Genomic DNA, 17,499 nt, shown 5'->3' with positions numbered 1-17,499 from the left:
AACGATGCAGAAAATTATTGGGGCAATTATGGTGCTGGCTGTGCTGGCATCATGTAAGCAAACAAAAGAACCGGTTGAAGAAGTGGCAAAAGTGGAAGTCATTGAAAAACTTCCCAAATTGCACTATGGGTTTAACCTTGATGAATTCCATGTAGTTCATGATACCGTTCGCAATGGCGACAGTTTTGGGGAGCTCATGCTCAAGAACAAGGTGGATTATCCCAAAATCGCCGCTATTTCCGAAAATTACCGAGACACCTTTGATGTCCGTAAAATTCAAGTTGGTAAACCATACCTTATTCTTAAATCCAAGGATACCTCCGAGGTCGCCGAGATATTTATTTACCAAAATGACAAAATCAACTACACTGTAGTCGACCTTCGTGATTCAACCAAAGCCTACAAGAGCAAGAAAAAAGTCACATTGGTGGAGCGAGAGATAGGAGGCGTTATCGATCATAGTTTGTCTATGTCGATCGATACTTTGGGAGTGGATTACAACCTGACCTTTGCCCTTTCGGATATATATGCATGGACCATCGATTTTGGACGATTGGACAAGGGGGACAAATTCAAGGTGGTTTTTGATGAGCGCTATATCAATGACAGTATTTATGCGGGCATAGGTTCCATAAAGGCAGCTTATTTTGAGCACAAAGGAAAAACCATTTATGCATTTCCATACATATCAGATGCAACAAACAACATCTTGGAGTACTTTGATCAGGATGCCAATAACCTACGTAGCACCTTTTTACGTGCACCGGTTAAATTCCAGTATCGTTTGTCATCTCGCTACAACCTTAAAAGAAGGATCGCTTACTACGGATATAAAGTAAGGCCCCACAAAGGAACTGATTTTGCCGCAGCAATAGGAACACCCATTGTCGCCACTGCAGATGGTACCGTAACCGAATCGACACGTAGAGGAGGTAACGGTAAATATGTAAAGATTAGGCACAATGATACGTACAGCACTCAATACTTGCACATGAAGGCCCAGAATGTTAAACGCGGGGATTTTGTGCGCCAAGGTGATGTAATTGGCTGGATCGGTATGACAGGAAATACGGGAGGACCTCACGTTTGTTACCGTTTTTGGAAAAATGGAAGGCAAGTAGATCCATTTAAAGAAGAACTTCCCGCAGCAGAACCCATCGCAGATTCACTGCGCGCCGGATATTTGGATTACATTAAACCTTTACAGCATCAATTGGATTGCATCGAATTAGTTGACCCAACACCTGTAGAACCCGAAGAAACCTTAATATCATACACCCAGTAATGGCACTACCCACAATCAACCCTACTACAACCGAAGCCTGGAAAAAACTTCAAAACCATTACCAAGACACCAAAGACACACATTTAAGGGAACTATTTGCTGCCGATGAAAATCGTGGTAAGGAGTTGTCTGTTCTGTGGAATGATTTTTTGGTGGACTATTCAAAGAATAGAATTACCGATGAAACTTTGAAGTTGTTGTTGGAATTGTCCGATGAAGTCGGATTGAAAGCCGCCATCAAAAGTTATTTTGGAGGAGAGCTCATCAACCAGACCGAAGGTAGGGCCGTACTGCATACCGCTTTGCGAGCCAAAAAGGATGACAAGGTTTTGGTGGACGGAGTCAATATCGTTGATGAGGTCTTTGAAGTAAAGAGAAAAATCAAAACCTTTTCTGAAGCTGTCATTTCCGGAGAAAGAAAAGGACATACGGGCAAAGCCTTTACCGATATCGTAAATATTGGCATCGGTGGGTCGGATTTGGGTCCTGTGATGGTCACAGAAGCCTTGAAATTCTATCAAAACGACCTGAAAACCCATTTTGTAAGCAATGTGGACGGAGATTTGGTTCACGAAGTGCTAAAGGAGCTTGATCCAGAGACTACCTTGTTCGTGATTGTTTCCAAGTCATTCACTACACAAGAAACCTTGAGCAATGCTTTGACCATTAAAAAGTGGTTTTTGAAAAGTGCATCAGAAAAAGATGTGGCCGACCACTTCGTGGCAGTGTCCACCAACTTGGAAAAAATCAAGGAATTTGGTATCGCAGATGACAATGTGTTCCCCATGTGGGATTGGGTGGGCGGTAGATTTTCCCTGTGGAGTGCCGTTGGATTGTCCATTGCCCTTTCCGTAGGGTACGAAAATTTCGAATCCCTTTTGGATGGAGCCCACGAAATGGATGTCCATTTCAAAGAAACTCCGTTTGAGGACAACATACCCGTACTATTGGGACTCATCAGTATTTGGTACAATAATTTTTATAAGGCAGAAACAGAAGCGATTATTCCCTATACGCAATACCTCCACCGTTTTTCGGCATATCTGCAACAAGGTATCATGGAAAGCAACGGTAAAAGTATGGACAGAGCAGGGAATAGGGTTGGTCATGAAACCGGAACCATCATTTGGGGAGAGCCGGGGACCAATTCGCAACATGCCTTTTTCCAGTTGATACACCAAGGAACAAAGTTGATTCCGACCGATTTTATTGGATACAAGAAATCATTGCATGGTGATGTGGACCATCATAGTAAATTGATGGCAAACTTTTTTGCCCAGACCGAAGCTTTGATGAACGGCAAAACCGCGGATGAAGTAAGAAGCGAACTGGTATCCCAAGGTTTATCTGGAGAAGAACTTGAAACTCTGCTTCCCTTTAAAATCTTCGAGGGCAATAAGCCTACCAATACTATATTGATAGATAAACTGACCCCTAAAAGCTTAGGTTCGTTGATTGCACTTTATGAGCATAAAATATTTGTTCAAGGTGTGGTCTGGAATATCTTCAGTTATGATCAATGGGGTGTGGAATTGGGCAAACAATTGGCCAAAAATATTTTGTCCGATATTGAGAATTCAGATATTGGTAAACACGATAGCTCCACATTGAACCTTTTGCATTTTTTTAAGGAGTAAATTGTCATCTGCTCAAAAGCTCGTAAAAACTCTAAACAATTGTTTCTCAGACAACTTGATTTGTTAATTTAGTGTTAAGTATATTTGCTTGATTTTAACTTTGGCTTAATCGCAGAGTGTCAAAAATGGATCACATTTGCAGGGCTAATTAAACACTTAAACACTGAATTAAATGAAAAGAATCTACTTGGCTATTGCGGCTATTTTCGTTTCCGCGATGGCATTTGCACAAGGAACTCTTACTGGTACGGTTACCGATGGGGACATGGGCGGGCCACTACCAGGCGCTACTGTAATGGTTAAAGGAACCACTACAGGAACATCTACCGATTTTGATGGGAACTTTACTTTGGAAGTAGAGCAAAGCTCAGGAACATTGGTAGTAACTTACATTGGATTTCTTAGACAAGAAGTCGCTTTCTCTTCCACGGGTAATGTGGGTACTATTGTATTAATGCCCGATGCTGAACAACTTGGAGAAGTTGTTGTGACCGGGGTAATGGATATTGCAAAAGAAAGGGAAACTCCCGTCGCTGTATCTACCATCAAAGCATCAGAAATTGTTGAAAAATTGGGTTCTCAGGAATTCCCGGAAATCTTGAGATCAACTCCATCTATCTATGTAACAAAACAAGGAGGTGGTTTTGGTGATTCCAGAATCAACGTTCGTGGTTTCGACCAAAGAAACACTGCGGTAATGATAAATGGTGTACCTGTAAATGACATGGAAAATGGTTGGGTATATTGGAGTAACTGGGCAGGACTTTCTGATGTAACTTCTGCTATGCAGGTTCAAAGAGGTCTTGGTTCTTCCAAACTGGCCATCTCTTCTGTGGGTGGTACCATCAACGTTATCACAAAAGCAGCCGACCTTCAAGAAGGGGGTACTGTTGCGGCTTCCGTAGGTAACAACGATTACTTGAAAACAACAATGGGCTACAACACAGGTCTTATGGAAAATGGACTTTCTGTAAGTGCGATGTTTGGCCGTACTGCTGGTGATGGTTATGTTCAAGGAACCCCATTCGAAGCATACAACTACTTTGTGGCTATTGGGTACAGACCTAACGATAAGCACGATTTCCAGTTTATGATAACTGGTGCTCCACAGCAACATTTCCAAAGAGGTTATGCTGAATCAATCAGCAACTACATTGCTTATGGTAACAATGGTGTGGATCCTAATATTCGCTACAACTCCGATTACGGTTACAGGAATGGAAAAGAGGATACATTCTCTGGAAACTTCTACCACAAGCCTAAGGCGATGATCAACTGGGATTGGAAAATCTCTGATCAATCTACCTTGTCATCTGTTGTTTATGCCTCTTTGGGTCGTGGAGGTTCTATTGGTTCTATCGGTAGAATCAATGGTGGCCCTTCATATTATGGTCAATTTAAGGATGCAAGGGGACATGTTCGTTTTGATGATATCGTAGCTTGGAACCAAGGGACAAATGTTCCTGCTTTTGGTGATCCAAGAACTGGATATACTGGAGGCGGAGGTGCTTATCAAGGCGCATTTGTCAATGGAGGTCAGTATCCATCTCCTTTTGACAGCATAGATGACGGTGATCATATTTATGGAACTGAAAACGGTATTTCCCAACGTTCTTCCATGAACTCTCACAACTGGTATGGAACCATCATTAATTTCCATAACGATGTAAATGATAATTGGGCTTTTGACGCGGGTATCGATGCTAGAATGTATAAGGGAATCCACTACAGAAGATTGGTGGATCTTTTAGGAGCTGATGTCTATGTTGACAATGATGATATCAACAACCCTTACAACTTTACTACAGATACCTATGCTCCAACCATTGGAAACATTTGGAATGTGTTCAAGAATGTGGATGATGAAACCAAAATAGATTATTATAATGATGGTAAAGTAAACTGGTTGGGTGCTTTTGGTCAGGTTGAGTATAAAACTGACAAAATCTCTGCTTTCTTGCAAGGAGGTATTTCTAACCAAGGATTCAAAAGAATTGACTACTTCAACTACTTGGATTCCGATCCGGAACAAGAAACGGATTGGGTAAACATCGTAGGAGGGAACATCAAAGGTGGACTTAACTACAATATCGATGAAAAACACAATGTATTTGCTAATGCAGGTTACTACCTAAAGCAACCTATTTTTGATGGGATTTTCTTGAACTACGTTAATGAGATTAACGATAACTATCAAAATGAGAAGATTTTGGGTGTTGAAGTAGGTTATGGTTTCAGAAGCCAATTCTTCAGTGCTAATGTTAACCTGTACAGAACTTCTTGGGCAGATAGATACCTAAGTGATGGTGTTAGTGTTACAGATGACCAAGGAAACCAATTATTCTCTGGTACAGCAAATTACGATGGTGTTGAACAAGTTCACATGGGTGCTGAATTCGATTTTACAGCGCGTCCTACTCATTTCTTGACCTTTACGGGTATGTTGTCCTTGGGTAACTGGGAGTATTCTGGTAACCCATTGGGTACCGTGTATGATGAAAGCCAGAATGTAGTTGGTGAGGCAAGTGTTATATTGGATGGACAAAAAGTTGACGACGCAGCTCAGACCACTTGGAGGTTAGGAGCAACTGTGGAACCAGTTGAAAACTTGTTCTTTGATGCTAGCTGGTACCATGCTGCAGATCTTTATGCGCAATTTGATGTGTTGGATTTGCAAGATCAAGATTCTGATGGGCTTCCTGATGGTGGAGACTTCCAATTGAAATTACCCGCTTACGATTTGTTTGACGCTGGTATTTCATATCGTGTGAACGTTGGCAAGGAAAAAATGAAGTACCTTAACCTAAGGTTGAACGTAAACAACGTTTTTGATGAGATTTACATCTCAGAAGCTACTTCCAATAGAGAAGCAGAAGCTGGAGATGAGACTTGGAACGGTGTTAACGTTGCTAACAACGTATTCTGGGGCTTCGGAAGAACTTGGAACGTTGGTCTTCGTTACAGATTCTAACATAACCTGGAAAAGATAAATTAAAAGCCCTTCACTTTAGCGAGGGGCTTTTTTTATCTCCAAAATTCCGTATTTTTAGGCCACACAAACTCTACCTAATGGAAATCATCAAGAACCTACACTCTTATTTGGCCTATGTGGTGCTGGCCGTTTTAGTGATCGCTGTCATCAATGCCATAGCAGGCTGGTTGGGCAAAAAGGACTTTACCCTACAAAAAGACCTTCGCATCAGCTTGTTCGCGCTTATATTGAGCCACATTCAACTGGTGGTAGGCCTTATTTTGTATTTTGTATCCGGCAATGGATTCAAAGCCATAAAAACCTTGGGCATGGGCGGACTCAATGCCCCGGCAAGGCTTTTGGCCGTAGAACATCCATTCATTAACATCATTGCTTTGGTTTTGATTACAGTCGGGTGGTCCCGTCACAAAAAAATGATGGAAAGCGATCGTAAGTTCAAGACCATCTCCATTTTCTATGGACTGGGTTTGCTGTTGATTTTGAGTCGTATTCCATGGGCGCAATGGTTAGCATAAATGTGGATTAATGTCGTCTTCGCGCTTAGGCAAGGAAATCCTTCAATGTACTTTGAGACAATCCTTAAATGGTCCCGGAATTTAATTCCGTGACTTTTATGCGATCGAGTAGCTCTATTACCGATATGGGAAGATACCCCGACCCCGAGAATTTTTCTTCAGGGGATTGGGATTGAGTTGTTTAAAATGCTTTGTACCTAAATTTTTGTCCACCCACCGAGGCATCGGCCATAAGGCCGGCTTTTGGAAGTGCAAAAACGGCTACACCATCCTTGTATTTGGCCTCAAAGGCAATGCCCGACTTTAAGGCAACCGCAGATGTTTCGGCCGCAAATTGGAACTTTTCAGTTTTAAAACGCTGTAGGTCCACATCGGTTTCAAAGAAAATCACCTCTATGATGGCCTGTCCTCCAGCTTGTAGGCCAATGTTCAATTTTTTAAGATCGGCCATACCCACGGCATTACCATTTTCGTAGACCACACCGTTACCTGATGCGCCTCCAATAATAAAACCGCCTTTTCCAACATTGGGAAAAATCACATAGCCTGCGGATTCGTCAAAAAAGGGTTCCAAACCTGGACTTGTCTCCAAGAGAGTGGCCTTTGCTTTTTGGGCATCGGCCATTATTTTCTTATCTTTTTTACTCTGTGCAAAGGCACTTGTTCCCAGCAGCACAACAGCTATTACCAGGATGGATTTTATCATTTTCATAATTATTTATTTTTTGTGATTACTCAAAGTTAGAAAACGTAGTCGCTGATATTGGGATAGGCTTTCCCAATAATTGTTAAGAAAATCGAATGAGTTAAATTTTTTCTATATCGCATCAATTCGCAATAGAGAACAGCTATGTTTTAATAGTATTTTAATATCAAACCTCTATGATAAAGGAGTGCGATTTCGTAAATTTAGTAATCCGAAAATCTATTTAAAACAACTATAATATCATGAGTAAAGAATTGGCAAACGGAGCAGACGAGAGTTTATGCCCGCACTTAAACGCAATGAACCAGGCAGCTGGTGAAGGAACTTCCATCGATTTTTGGTGGCCAGAGCAATTGAACCTTGGCATTTTACGCCAACATTCCAATCTTACCAATCCGCTAGGTGAAGATTATGATTACGAGGAAGCTTTTAAATCCTTGGATTTGGACGCTATCAAGAAAGACTTGACCGAGTTGATGACCGATAGCCAAGATTGGTGGCCAGCGGATTATGGACACTACGGACCATTCTTTATCCGAATGGCATGGCACGCCGCAGGTACCTACCGGGTTCAAGATGGACGCGGAGGGACCGTTGGTGGACAACAACGTTTTGCACCACTGAACAGTTGGCCAGATAATGCAAACTTGGATAAGGCTCGTCGTTTGTTGTGGCCAATCAAGCAGAAATATGGAAATAAAATCTCTTGGGCCGACCTTTTGATTTTAACAGGTAACGTAGCCTTGGAATCCATGGGCTTCAAAACTTTCGGATTTGCAGGAGGACGTAGAGATGACTGGGAAGCTGATAAATCTGTGAACTGGGGACCTGAAAAAGTTTGGGTAGGAGATGAGCGCCATGATGAAGAAGGAGTGCTTAAAGGAAACCTTGCGGCTGACCATATGGGATTGATTTATGTGAACCCAGCAGGACCCAATGGAAATCCGGACCCAGCATTGGCGGCCAAATACATCAGAAACTCCTTTAAGCGAATGGCGATGAACGATGAAGAAACCGTTGCTTTGATCGCAGGAGGACATACCTTTGGTAAGTCCCACGGGGCTGGACCACATGAGCACAAAGGCGTGGAGCCTGAAGGTGCTAGCCTTGCCAACCAAGGTTTTGGATGGATGAGTGACTTCAAATCCGGTAAAGGACCTGATACCATTACTGATGGAGAGGAAGGTGCTTGGACCAACAACCCGATTCAATGGGATATGGGCTTCTTTGATAACTTATTCAAATATGAGTGGGAAAAAACCACGAGTCCGGCAGGAGATGTGCAATGGCAACCTAAGAATGGAGAAGGAGTTGGAACCGTAATAGACGCTTATGACCCAAATAAGAAAAATGCTCCAATGATGTTCACTACGGATTTGGCATTGCGTGTTGACCCGGATTATGAAAAAATTTCAAGAAGGTATCATGAAAATCCGGATGAGTTTGCTGATGCGTTTGCACGTGCTTGGTACAAGTTGACTCATAGGGATATGGGACCAAAAGCATTGATGTATGGACCAGAGGTGCCAGAAGAGGACTTAATGTGGCAAGACCCGATTCCAGATGCTGATTATGATATCATAGATGATACTGACATAGCCAACTTGAAAGGCAAGATTGTAAGTGCCGGACTAAGCGTGTCTGAATTGGTAACCACTGCTTGGGCATCTGCATCTACTTTCCGTGGTTCAGATAAACGTGGAGGAGCCAACGGTGGAAGAATCCGTTTGGCACCACAAACCGATTGGGCCGCTAACAACCCAGCTCAATTGAAAAAGGTGTTGAACACCTACGAAGTCATTCAGCAAGGATTCAATGAAGAGCAATCAGGAAACAAAAAAGTTTCTATCGCAGACTTGGTGGTCTTGGGTGGTGTTGTAGGTATCGAAAAAGCGGCAAAAGATGCCGGTCACGATATTGATGTGCCATTTACCCCAGGTCGTACCGATGCTTCGGCAGAACAAACCGATGTGGAATCGTTTGAATGGTTGGAACCTCAAGCAGATGGGTTTAGAAATTATTATGCCCCTACGTTTGAGACCACTCCAGAGAAGATGTTGATCGATAAGGCTGAATTGTTGACCTTGACAGCTCCCGAAATGACAGTGCTTTTGGGTGGATTAAGGACAATCAATGCAAATTATGATGGTTCTGATCATGGTGTGCTAACCGACAAACCGGGAACACTGAGCAATGATTTCTTCGTGAACCTTTTGGATATGGCAACCAAATGGGAAGCAACTTCCGAAGCCGAAGAAGTTTTTGAGGGCAAAGACAGGAAAACTGGAACTGTGAAATGGACGGGTACCCGTGTAGATCTTATTTTTGGATCTAACTCCGAACTACGTGCCCTTTCCGAGCTTTATGCCAGCAGCGATTACAAAGACAAGTTTGTAAAAGACTTTGTTGCCGCTTGGACTAAAGTGATGAACCTAGATCGTTTTGATTTGGATTAATCAATCCTGCCCATAACAAAAAATAGAAGGAGAAAATTAGAATTTACAAAGACTGCCATGACCAAGGAGGTTGTGGCAGTTTTTTTATAACTTTCACATAGCTATGAACAATACAAAGGAATTCTTCAACCAAATACGTAATGGGAACGCAAAGGCCGTAGAGAATCTTTTGCAAAACACCCCTGATTTTTTAGAAGCCAAGGACGAAAGGGGTTCAACACCACTTTTGTTGGCGGCTTACTATGGACATGGGGAGATCGTAACATTTTTATTGGACAAAGGGGCCCAAGTGGATGCCTTGGACGGATCGGGGAATACTGCGCTCATGGGAGTATGTTTCAAAGGATTTACCGACATTGCCGAAAAGTTGATCGATGCAGGGGCCAATGTCAGTCAAAAAAACGCCATGGGGGCCACTTGCCTCATCTACGCCGTAACTTTTAATCGGAAAGATATTGCCGAAATGCTGTTAAATAACGGAGCAGATGCGTCGGTAAAGGATAACAGGGGGAAAACAGCGAAGGATCTCGTTCTGGAACAGGGAAATACCGAATTGGAAGAACTTTTAAAAAAATACTAAATGCCCACAACCTTGAACATTGCTTTGATTCAAACTGATCTGTACTGGGAAGACCCGGTAAGTAATCGAAATATGTTTGAGGAAAAAATAGCAAGCAACCCTGATAATGTGGATGTGATCGTATTGCCCGAAATGTTCACAACGGGGTTTACTATGAAGCCCAAAAGGATAGCGTTGTCGGAAAGTGAAGGCACCTTAACTTGGATGAAGCAAATGGCCCAAGAACAAAACAAAGCGCTATTGGGAAGCCTTATATTCCAAGATAAAGGTAAATTTTTTAATCGCTTGTATTTTGTATCACCGGAAGGGATGGTTGAGGCCTACGATAAAAAGCACACGTTTACCCTAGCAGGGGAAGATGAGGTTTACGAAGCCGGAAGCGAAAAGCTCATTTTTGAATATAAAGGCTTCAAAATTTGCCCTATGATCTGTTACGATCTTAGATTTCCCGTTTGGTCCAGAAATACCGAAGATTATGATGTATTGATCTATGTGGCCAATTGGCCAAAAAAAAGAATCAATGCATGGGATACGCTACTTAAAGCCAGGGCCATTGAAAACATGGCGTACTGTATTGGCGTAAACCGTACAGGATTGGATGGTCTTGATTTTGAATATCCTGGACATTCCACGGTTTATGATGTGTTGGGTAATCCATTGGCTTTTTCAGAAGAGGAAGGCATCCTATATGCTACCTTGAACAAAGAGCATATTGACTCGACCCGAAAAAAACTACGGTTTTTGGAAGATCGGGACCAATTTAGTTTGAAAGGATAAAGGTTTCCTCCTTTTCCCAGTTGGCCCTGATCTCAATAGTTCCTGGATAGTAGCTGATTTCTTCTGGCTGTCTTCTTTCAAGAAAGTTACCCGTATCCAATTTTCCATTGCCATTTTCATCAAAAATTACCCGGGCCACATAATTGCCTGGATCCAAATGGTTGAATTCAAGTACTTGGGATTCGGAAGCAACAATTTCCCGCTGAACTACTCCATTTTCGTTCGTAAGCTGAACAATAACGGGGTAAGTGACATTGCCGCCCAAAATCATACGTAAATTGCCATAGTCAGCATAGCTGCCTGTGGATAGATTATAAGCCAATGTGTCATTTTCAACTCCAAAGAAATCGGTAATCGCCCCAGGCAAAAGGGAGAAAGAATATTTTTGGTTCGGCTCCACCTCAAAATCGAAATCCACCTTATTCTGTACTGTGTCCAGCACGTAGGTGTAATTTGCAGGAATGGAATCGCTGACCACTAATGCAATTTGGGAAGTGTCCAATGCGCTAATAGGAGTGTTCGCCAGCAAACTGAAAGTGTCCTCAAAATTGAATTTCCCACTCGTAGAAGTGGAGACCGTTAGGGAATCCATGGGCAAATCCCGCATTTTGACCGTGAAAGTGTCTATGATCAGGGCTTTGTCATTTCTAACCGTAAAAACAATAGAGTCCAAATCGGTTGGGGTCATCCAATAATTCAGAGTGTCCTTGTTCCGTTCTTTCAATATTTTGGTGTCAACGGAATCGGGCAGTGATGTCAGGGTTTCAATGACCATATCCCTGTAGTCGCCTTGATATCCAAAAATGATTTTATTGTTGGCCACAAAACTTGGTACAGTAGCCTTGTAATTGAGTTGTTCACGGAACAGGTTCAAGCCATAAATGGAATCTGTTGGCAAGGTAATGGTATCCTCTATGAATCCGATTTTGTCCTGTCCCTGGTCGAACATATTGTTTTTGTTCACATCCTTGAGCGCAAACAAGGCATATTTTCCACCTTTTAGGTTCCTTAATTCAAAAAATGGAAGGCTGTCACCTGTATTGGTAATATATAATGGGGGTTCCTTAAATATCGTGGAATCAGTATAGGTACTGTCCATTTCATAAAGCATCACACTGATGAACTCATCTGCTTTTCGATTGATGGCATCTTTTACTGCCCCGGATAGGGTCAACGAATCGAGATAGTCTCCTGTAGAGAACACATAGGTCAAAAAACTGTTCGGATTTCCTTCGTTGTTGTCTACAATGCTTTGTCCAAAGTTGATGGTGTACGTGGTATTTTCCCGAAGAGTATCCTTGATGACCACTTCTATATACTTGCTGGGCCCTCCCATCGGAGTTATCTCAGCAGGATATTTAAAAGGCGGTGAGACCACCAATTGGTTTTGCACATCCTCCAGTTTGATGAGTTCATCAAAATAAAGGCGTATTTTCTTGGCTTTGAAATTGGTGCTATAGTTTTCGGGTTCGGTGCGTAAAAGCTCAGGTGGTGTAACATCCTTTGGACCTCCACTTGGTGAACCTCGTTTAGCACATTGCCACAGGGCAAGGGCGATAAAAGCCAAAAAAAGAAGTCCAAACAGTTTTTTTAAGTACACCATGCCTAAAAATAATGTGGAACAAAGAAACAACTAATTTGAAAACTGGGGCACCGCATTAATAAATTTTAACCCTCTGAAGTCATGGCCATACTCAGTACGGAGACCGCTACATTTTTTTGCTGAAGAAGTGTTTGTGCGCACGATTCTATGGTTGCCCCGGTAGTGACCACATCGTCCACCAAGAGTACGTGCTTATAATCTCGGCTGTTTGATGCATTGAGTGCAAAAGCATCTTTGGAGCTTTCCCAGCGCCCTTGTATGCGCACCACACCATTCGCCAAAAAAGCCTCCGATTTGTTCTTGGTTTTTATACTTCATCCAGTGCAATAAATTTTTAATCAGACCATTTTTTGAGAAAAAAATGAAAGATGCTGCCTTTTTTATCGGGATTCTGCCGTAAAATATGCGGTCCACTGCATTTTCTTCCAGATAGTTATGATCGGTGAGTGGCACATCATGTCGACAAACGGCACATAAAATGCGTTCTCCACTAAATTATTGGGTATTACATCCAAAACATACCCTTGGCAATAGGATGTTGTTAATCTCGTTTATTATCTTAGCCAACCTTTTTGGTATCAAATCTTATACATTTTTAGCGTAGTCTGTCAACCTCATGAACTCCCAAGATAACACTTTCAACTACAAAATTATCTTTGCCGCCATGGCAGCGGCCATAGTTGGGATTCTTATAGCTTTTTATTACAGCTACGCACAGTCCAAAAACCAAATGATTTATTTGGAAGAGGAAAAAGGACTTTTGGTTAAAGATTTAACTTTGATGCGGGCCGAGGTCGATCGTTTATCGGGATTGAACGAGGTAAACGAAATCGAGCTGCAAACCTCTCGTTTTAGGGTACAGCAATTATTGGATTCCGTAGGGAGATTGAACTTCAGCATTACCAAATTGAAGGAGACCAGAAAGGAGCTTCGTAAATTGGAATTGCGTTTTGACAGCCTTAAGCTTAAGAACAACTTTTTACGCTACAACAATAGTTTGCTGGCCAGTAAATATGAGGAAACTGTCAGGCAAATGGAGGAGCTTAGAGGAAGGGCCAATAGCATGGAACGGACAGAATCCTTGCTTCGTGAAACCAACAAGGAACTTACCCGAGAGTTACGAATCAAAAGCTATCTGAAATTACAAGATGCCGAAGGTAGTGGATTCAGATTAAGGGCGGGCAGGCCCATCAAAACCAATAAGGCTTCGGTTATCGAAAAACTGAGGGGGTGCGTCACCATTTTGAGCGACCCCAATTCCAGAGGGGACATTAAGGTGCTGTACCTACAGTTCTTGGACCCCAACATGGCCATTATCGAGGACAACGCGAATACTATTTCCGTAAGCGGCAATACCTATAGCAAAAAGGTGGAGATTGTGTACACTGGAAAGGAAATCAGCGTTTGTGATGCCATTACCGTTCCCGAGGGGTCTTTGGCAGAGGGAATTTACACCTTAAATGTATTTGAGGATGAAAGATTATTGGCTTCGACCGAATTTCAGCTGAAATAGCATACTACTTTTTGGGTAAAATTCTATTTTTGCCCAATGGCAAATCAGGAAGACATTTTTAAGAAGGTTATCTCCCACGCAAAGGAGTACGGTTATGTATTTCAATCCAGTGAGATTTATGATGGACTCAGTGCTGTTTATGACTACGGTCAAAACGGTGCCGAGCTAAAAAAGAACATTCGAGAATATTGGTGGAAGGCCATGGTGCAGCTCAATGAGAATATTGTGGGCATCGATGCCGCCATATTTATGCATCCCACCACTTGGAAGGCCTCTGGCCACGTGGATGCCTTCAATGACCCGTTGATAGATAACAAGGATTCCAAGAAAAGATATCGCGCTGATGTTCTGATTGAAGATTATGTGGCCAAAATCGAGGCCAAAATCGAAAAAGAAGTCAAAAAGGCCGAAAAACGCTTTGGTGATAGTTTTGATAAAGAACAGTTTCTTGCAACGAATAATAGGGTGCTAGGCTATCAAGAGAAAGCCGATTCCATTTTAAAAAGAATGGGCAAATCTCTAGAAAATGAAGATTTGGCCGATGTTAAGGCGTTAATTGAAGAGTTGGAAATTGCCTGTCCACTTTCAGGGTCTAAAAACTGGACTGATGTAAAGCAGTTCAACCTGATGTTCGGCACCAAACTAGGGGCTTCCGCTGATAGTGCCATGGACCTATACCTTCGTCCTGAGACCGCCCAAGGTATATTTGTCAACTTTTTGAACGTACAAAAAACAGGAAGGATGAAGATTCCGTTTGGTATTGCCCAAACAGGAAAAGCCTTCCGTAACGAGATTGTGGCCCGTCAGTTTATTTTCCGCATGAGGGAGTTCGAACAGATGGAGATGCAATTCTTTATAAAACCAGGTACCCAACTGGAGTGGTACGAAGCCTGGAAGGAAAAACGTATGAAATGGCACCTTTCCCTTGGAATGGGAGAGGACAACTACCGTTTCCATGACCATGAAAAATTGGCCCACTATGCCGATGCTGCCGCGGATATCGAGTTCAGGTTCCCATTCGGTTTCAAAGAATTGGAAGGAATCCATTCCCGTACCGATTTTGATTTGGGCAAGCATGAGGAATATTCAGGTAAGAAACTTCAATATTTCGACCACGAGGAAAATAAGAGCTACACCCCATATGTACTGGAAACATCCATAGGATTGGATCGTATGTTCTTGGCGGTGTTCTCCAATTCGTTGCAGGAAGAAGAGTTGGAAAACGGATCTACGCGTACCGTACTTAAGATTCCAGCAGTGTTGGCTCCCAATAAGGTCGCTGTTCTCCCATTGTTGAAGCGTGATGGACTTCCAGAAGTCGCACAAAAATTAGTGGATGAGCTCAAATGGGATTTTAATGTGGATTATGACGAAAAGGATGCTGTAGGGCGTAGATACCGTCGTCAGGATGCTGCAGGAACCCCTTTCTGTGTAACCGTGGACCATCAAACATTGGAGGACGATACGGTAACCATCCGTCATAGGGATACCATGGACCAAAAACGCGTAAAGCTTTCAGAAGTGAAGGACATCATTTCCAAAGAAGTGGATATGCGTTATTGGTTGCAGAAAATCTAAGTTGTATGGGTTTTCAGAATGATGTCAGGTCGAGCGCAGTCGAGACCTGTTCTCGGTAATGATTTCTCGACTTTGCTCGAGATGACACATGCAATCTTGATCGTTTAAAACAAGCCTGTAATTTCCCCATCATCGTTGATGTCGATTCCTTCGGATGCTGGATGAGCCGGCAAACCGGGCATTCGCATGATATTTCCCGTTATCGGAATCAAGAAACCCGCACCGACGGCAATTTCAATTTCCCGTACGGTGATGATAAAATCCTTGGGCCTGCCCAAAAGTTTTGGATTGTCCGAAAGGGATTTTTGTGTTTTTGCAATACAAACGGGCAATTGATCTAAACCTAAATCAGCTATTTTTCTGAGGTCCGCTTTGGCCTTGGAGGTGTAGTCCACATACTCGGCACCATAAATTTCAGTGGCAATGGTCGCTATTTTGTCTTTTACAGTGGATTTCCAATCATAAAGTGGTTTGAAATCTGAAGCATTGGATTCTACGATTTCAATAACGGCTTTTGCCAAATCTTTGGCACCTTCGCCTCCCTTGGCCCAAACATTGGCAACGGCCACAAGAACACCCTTGGAAGCTGCAAATTCTTTGATTACTTCAATCTCCTCTTCTGTATCAGACACAAATTTATTAATGGCAATCACGGGAACCACTTTGAACTTGGCTATGTTCTCCAAGTGTTTTTCCAAATTGGGCAATCCTTTTTTCAAGGCTTCCACATTGGGTTCAGTCAGCGATTTCAAGTCGGCTCCTCCGTGATATTTCAATGCGCGAATTGTAGTGGTAAGCACAACAGCTTTTGGTTTGAGGTCAGCACTTTGGCACTTGATATCAAAGAATTTTTCAGCTCCAAGATCAAATCCGAAGCCAGCTTCGGTTACGGTATAGTCGGAATAGGTCATGCCCATCAAAGTTGCAATAACCGAATTGGTTCCTTGGGCAATATTGGCAAAGGGTCCGCCGTGAATAATGGCCGGGTTTCCTTCGATGGTCTGCACCAAATTAGGTTTTATGGCATCTTTCAATAAAGCGGCCATAGCGCCTTCGGCCTTCAAATCTTTCGCGTAGATTGGTTTTTTGTCGTAGGTATAGCCCACAAAAATATTTCCTAGCCGCTCTTTCAAATCACTCAAACTTTCAGCCAAGCATAGAATGGCCATGATTTCGGAGGCAGCCGTAATGTCAAAACCTGTTTCTCTGGGAACTCCAGATGTTGTACCTCCTAGACCTACGATTATATGACGAAGGGAGCGGTCGTTCATGTCCATTACCCGTTTCCAACCTATGGTTCTAGGGTCCAAGAGCAGCGAATTGGTTTTGCTCTGGATATTATTATCGATTATGGCCGATAACAGATTGTGTGCTTTTTCAATGGCGGAAAAATCGCCCGTAAAGTGCAGGTTGATGTCTTCCATGGGCAGTACTTGGGAGTGACCGCCTCCTGTGGCACCTCCCTTGATTCCGAAAATGGGACCCAAAGAAGGTTCACGCAACACCACTGTGGATTTTTTGCCCAATCGGTTCAATCCTTCAGATAGACCAATGGACATAGTGGTTTTTCCTTCTCCTGCAGGTGTTGGGGAAATGGCCGAGACCAAAATAAGGTTGCTTTCCTGTGCTTTTTTTCGATTTATGGCCTTTAGGGGAAGTTTGGCTTTGTATTTCCCGAACATTTCAATGTGTTCTGAATCAATTCCGAATTTTTCCGCAATGGCGGTTATGTGTTTCAACTGAACACCTTTGGCGATCTGTAAGTCAGTCATGGTCTAGTTTTTATGCGCAAGGGAAACGTAAATAGCTCCCAAATTGATAGACAAGATACTATAATCGGGGTATAAAAACTATGAC

The 17,499-nt window shown here is 42.6% G+C and carries 13 protein-coding genes; 9 read left to right on the top strand and 4 right to left on the bottom strand.

All coding sequences use genetic code 11. The features are described from left to right. Positions 1 to 4: 4 nt before the first annotated feature. The 4 genes from EO132_RS07820 to EO132_RS07805 all read left to right on the top strand — a co-directional run bounded on the left by EO132_RS07820 (position 5) and on the right by EO132_RS07805 (position 6,429). On the top strand, positions 5 to 1,285 hold the full coding sequence (locus EO132_RS07820) for a M23 family metallopeptidase (RefSeq protein WP_127137354.1): 1,281 nt from the start codon (positions 5 to 7) through the stop codon (positions 1,283 to 1,285). Further along, on the top strand, positions 1,285 to 2,922 hold the full coding sequence (pgi, locus tag EO132_RS07815) for a glucose-6-phosphate isomerase (RefSeq protein WP_127137353.1): 1,638 nt from the start codon (positions 1,285 to 1,287) through the stop codon (positions 2,920 to 2,922). The genes EO132_RS07820 and pgi overlap by 1 nt, the downstream gene beginning before the upstream one ends. Before the next feature lie 172 nt (positions 2,923 to 3,094). Further along, complete coding sequence (locus tag EO132_RS07810) at positions 3,095 to 5,893, top strand: TonB-dependent receptor (protein WP_127137352.1); 2,799 nt, start codon at positions 3,095 to 3,097, stop codon at positions 5,891 to 5,893. Positions 5,894 to 5,991: 98 nt separating this feature from the next. Continuing rightward, entirely contained in the window at positions 5,992 to 6,429 is a 438-nt protein-coding gene (locus tag EO132_RS07805; RefSeq protein WP_127137351.1) for a hypothetical protein, read from the top strand. 181 nt (positions 6,430 to 6,610) lie between these two features. On the opposite strand, the gene EO132_RS07800 is transcribed toward EO132_RS07805, so the two are convergent. After that, a complete protein-coding gene (locus tag EO132_RS07800; RefSeq protein ID WP_127137350.1) occupies positions 6,611 to 7,141 on the bottom strand; it encodes a lipid-binding SYLF domain-containing protein in 531 nt (176 codons plus the stop codon). Between the two features lie 236 nt (positions 7,142 to 7,377). Here EO132_RS07800 and katG point away from each other — a divergent pair, with 236 nt between their 5' ends. The 3 genes from katG to EO132_RS07785 all read left to right on the top strand — a co-directional run bounded on the left by katG (position 7,378) and on the right by EO132_RS07785 (position 10,948). After that, positions 7,378 to 9,591, top strand: coding sequence for a catalase/peroxidase HPI (katG, locus tag EO132_RS07795; protein WP_127137349.1), 2,214 nt, complete (start codon positions 7,378 to 7,380; stop codon positions 9,589 to 9,591). Between the two features lie 103 nt (positions 9,592 to 9,694). Further along, positions 9,695 to 10,171: an ankyrin repeat domain-containing protein gene (locus EO132_RS07790; protein WP_127137348.1), complete on the top strand. Its 477-nt coding sequence runs from the start codon at positions 9,695 to 9,697 to the stop codon at positions 10,169 to 10,171. After that, on the top strand, positions 10,172 to 10,948 hold the full coding sequence (locus EO132_RS07785) for a nitrilase family protein (protein WP_127137347.1): 777 nt from the start codon (positions 10,172 to 10,174) through the stop codon (positions 10,946 to 10,948). On the opposite strand, the gene EO132_RS07780 is transcribed toward EO132_RS07785, so the two are convergent. Both EO132_RS07780 and EO132_RS19545 read right to left on the bottom strand, forming a co-directional pair. Beyond that, on the bottom strand, positions 10,932 to 12,551 hold the full coding sequence (locus EO132_RS07780; RefSeq protein WP_127137346.1) for an Ig-like domain-containing protein: 1,620 nt from the start codon (positions 12,549 to 12,551) through the stop codon (positions 10,932 to 10,934). The two genes, EO132_RS07785 and EO132_RS07780, sit on opposite strands and share 17 nt — an antisense overlap. A gap of 65 nt (positions 12,552 to 12,616) precedes the next feature. Beyond that, positions 12,617 to 12,832, bottom strand: coding sequence for a ComF family protein (locus EO132_RS19545; RefSeq protein ID WP_235856407.1), 216 nt, complete (start codon positions 12,830 to 12,832; stop codon positions 12,617 to 12,619). Positions 12,833 to 13,167: 335 nt separating this feature from the next. Here EO132_RS19545 and EO132_RS07770 point away from each other — a divergent pair, with 335 nt between their 5' ends. After that, positions 13,168 to 14,064 (top strand): AAA family ATPase, encoded by an 897-nt coding sequence (locus tag EO132_RS07770; RefSeq protein ID WP_127137345.1) that lies wholly within the window; start codon positions 13,168 to 13,170, stop codon positions 14,062 to 14,064. Between the two features lie 36 nt (positions 14,065 to 14,100). Continuing rightward, positions 14,101 to 15,642 (top strand): glycine--tRNA ligase, encoded by a 1,542-nt coding sequence (locus tag EO132_RS07765; protein WP_127137344.1) that lies wholly within the window; start codon positions 14,101 to 14,103, stop codon positions 15,640 to 15,642. 104 nt (positions 15,643 to 15,746) lie between these two features. Here the strand turns inward: EO132_RS07765 and EO132_RS07760 are convergent, their stop codons facing one another. Next, positions 15,747 to 17,414 (bottom strand): formate--tetrahydrofolate ligase, encoded by a 1,668-nt coding sequence (locus tag EO132_RS07760; RefSeq protein ID WP_127137343.1) that lies wholly within the window; start codon positions 17,412 to 17,414, stop codon positions 15,747 to 15,749. Between the last annotated feature and the right edge of the window lie 85 nt (positions 17,415 to 17,499).

The sequence above is a fragment of the Flagellimonas oceanensis genome, from assembly GCF_003992595.1.
Lineage (GTDB): Bacteria > Bacteroidota > Bacteroidia > Flavobacteriales > Flavobacteriaceae > Flagellimonas > Flagellimonas oceanensis.
Note: the sequence above shows the minus strand (reverse complement) of the source record. Positions and strands in the feature narration are given on the sequence as shown.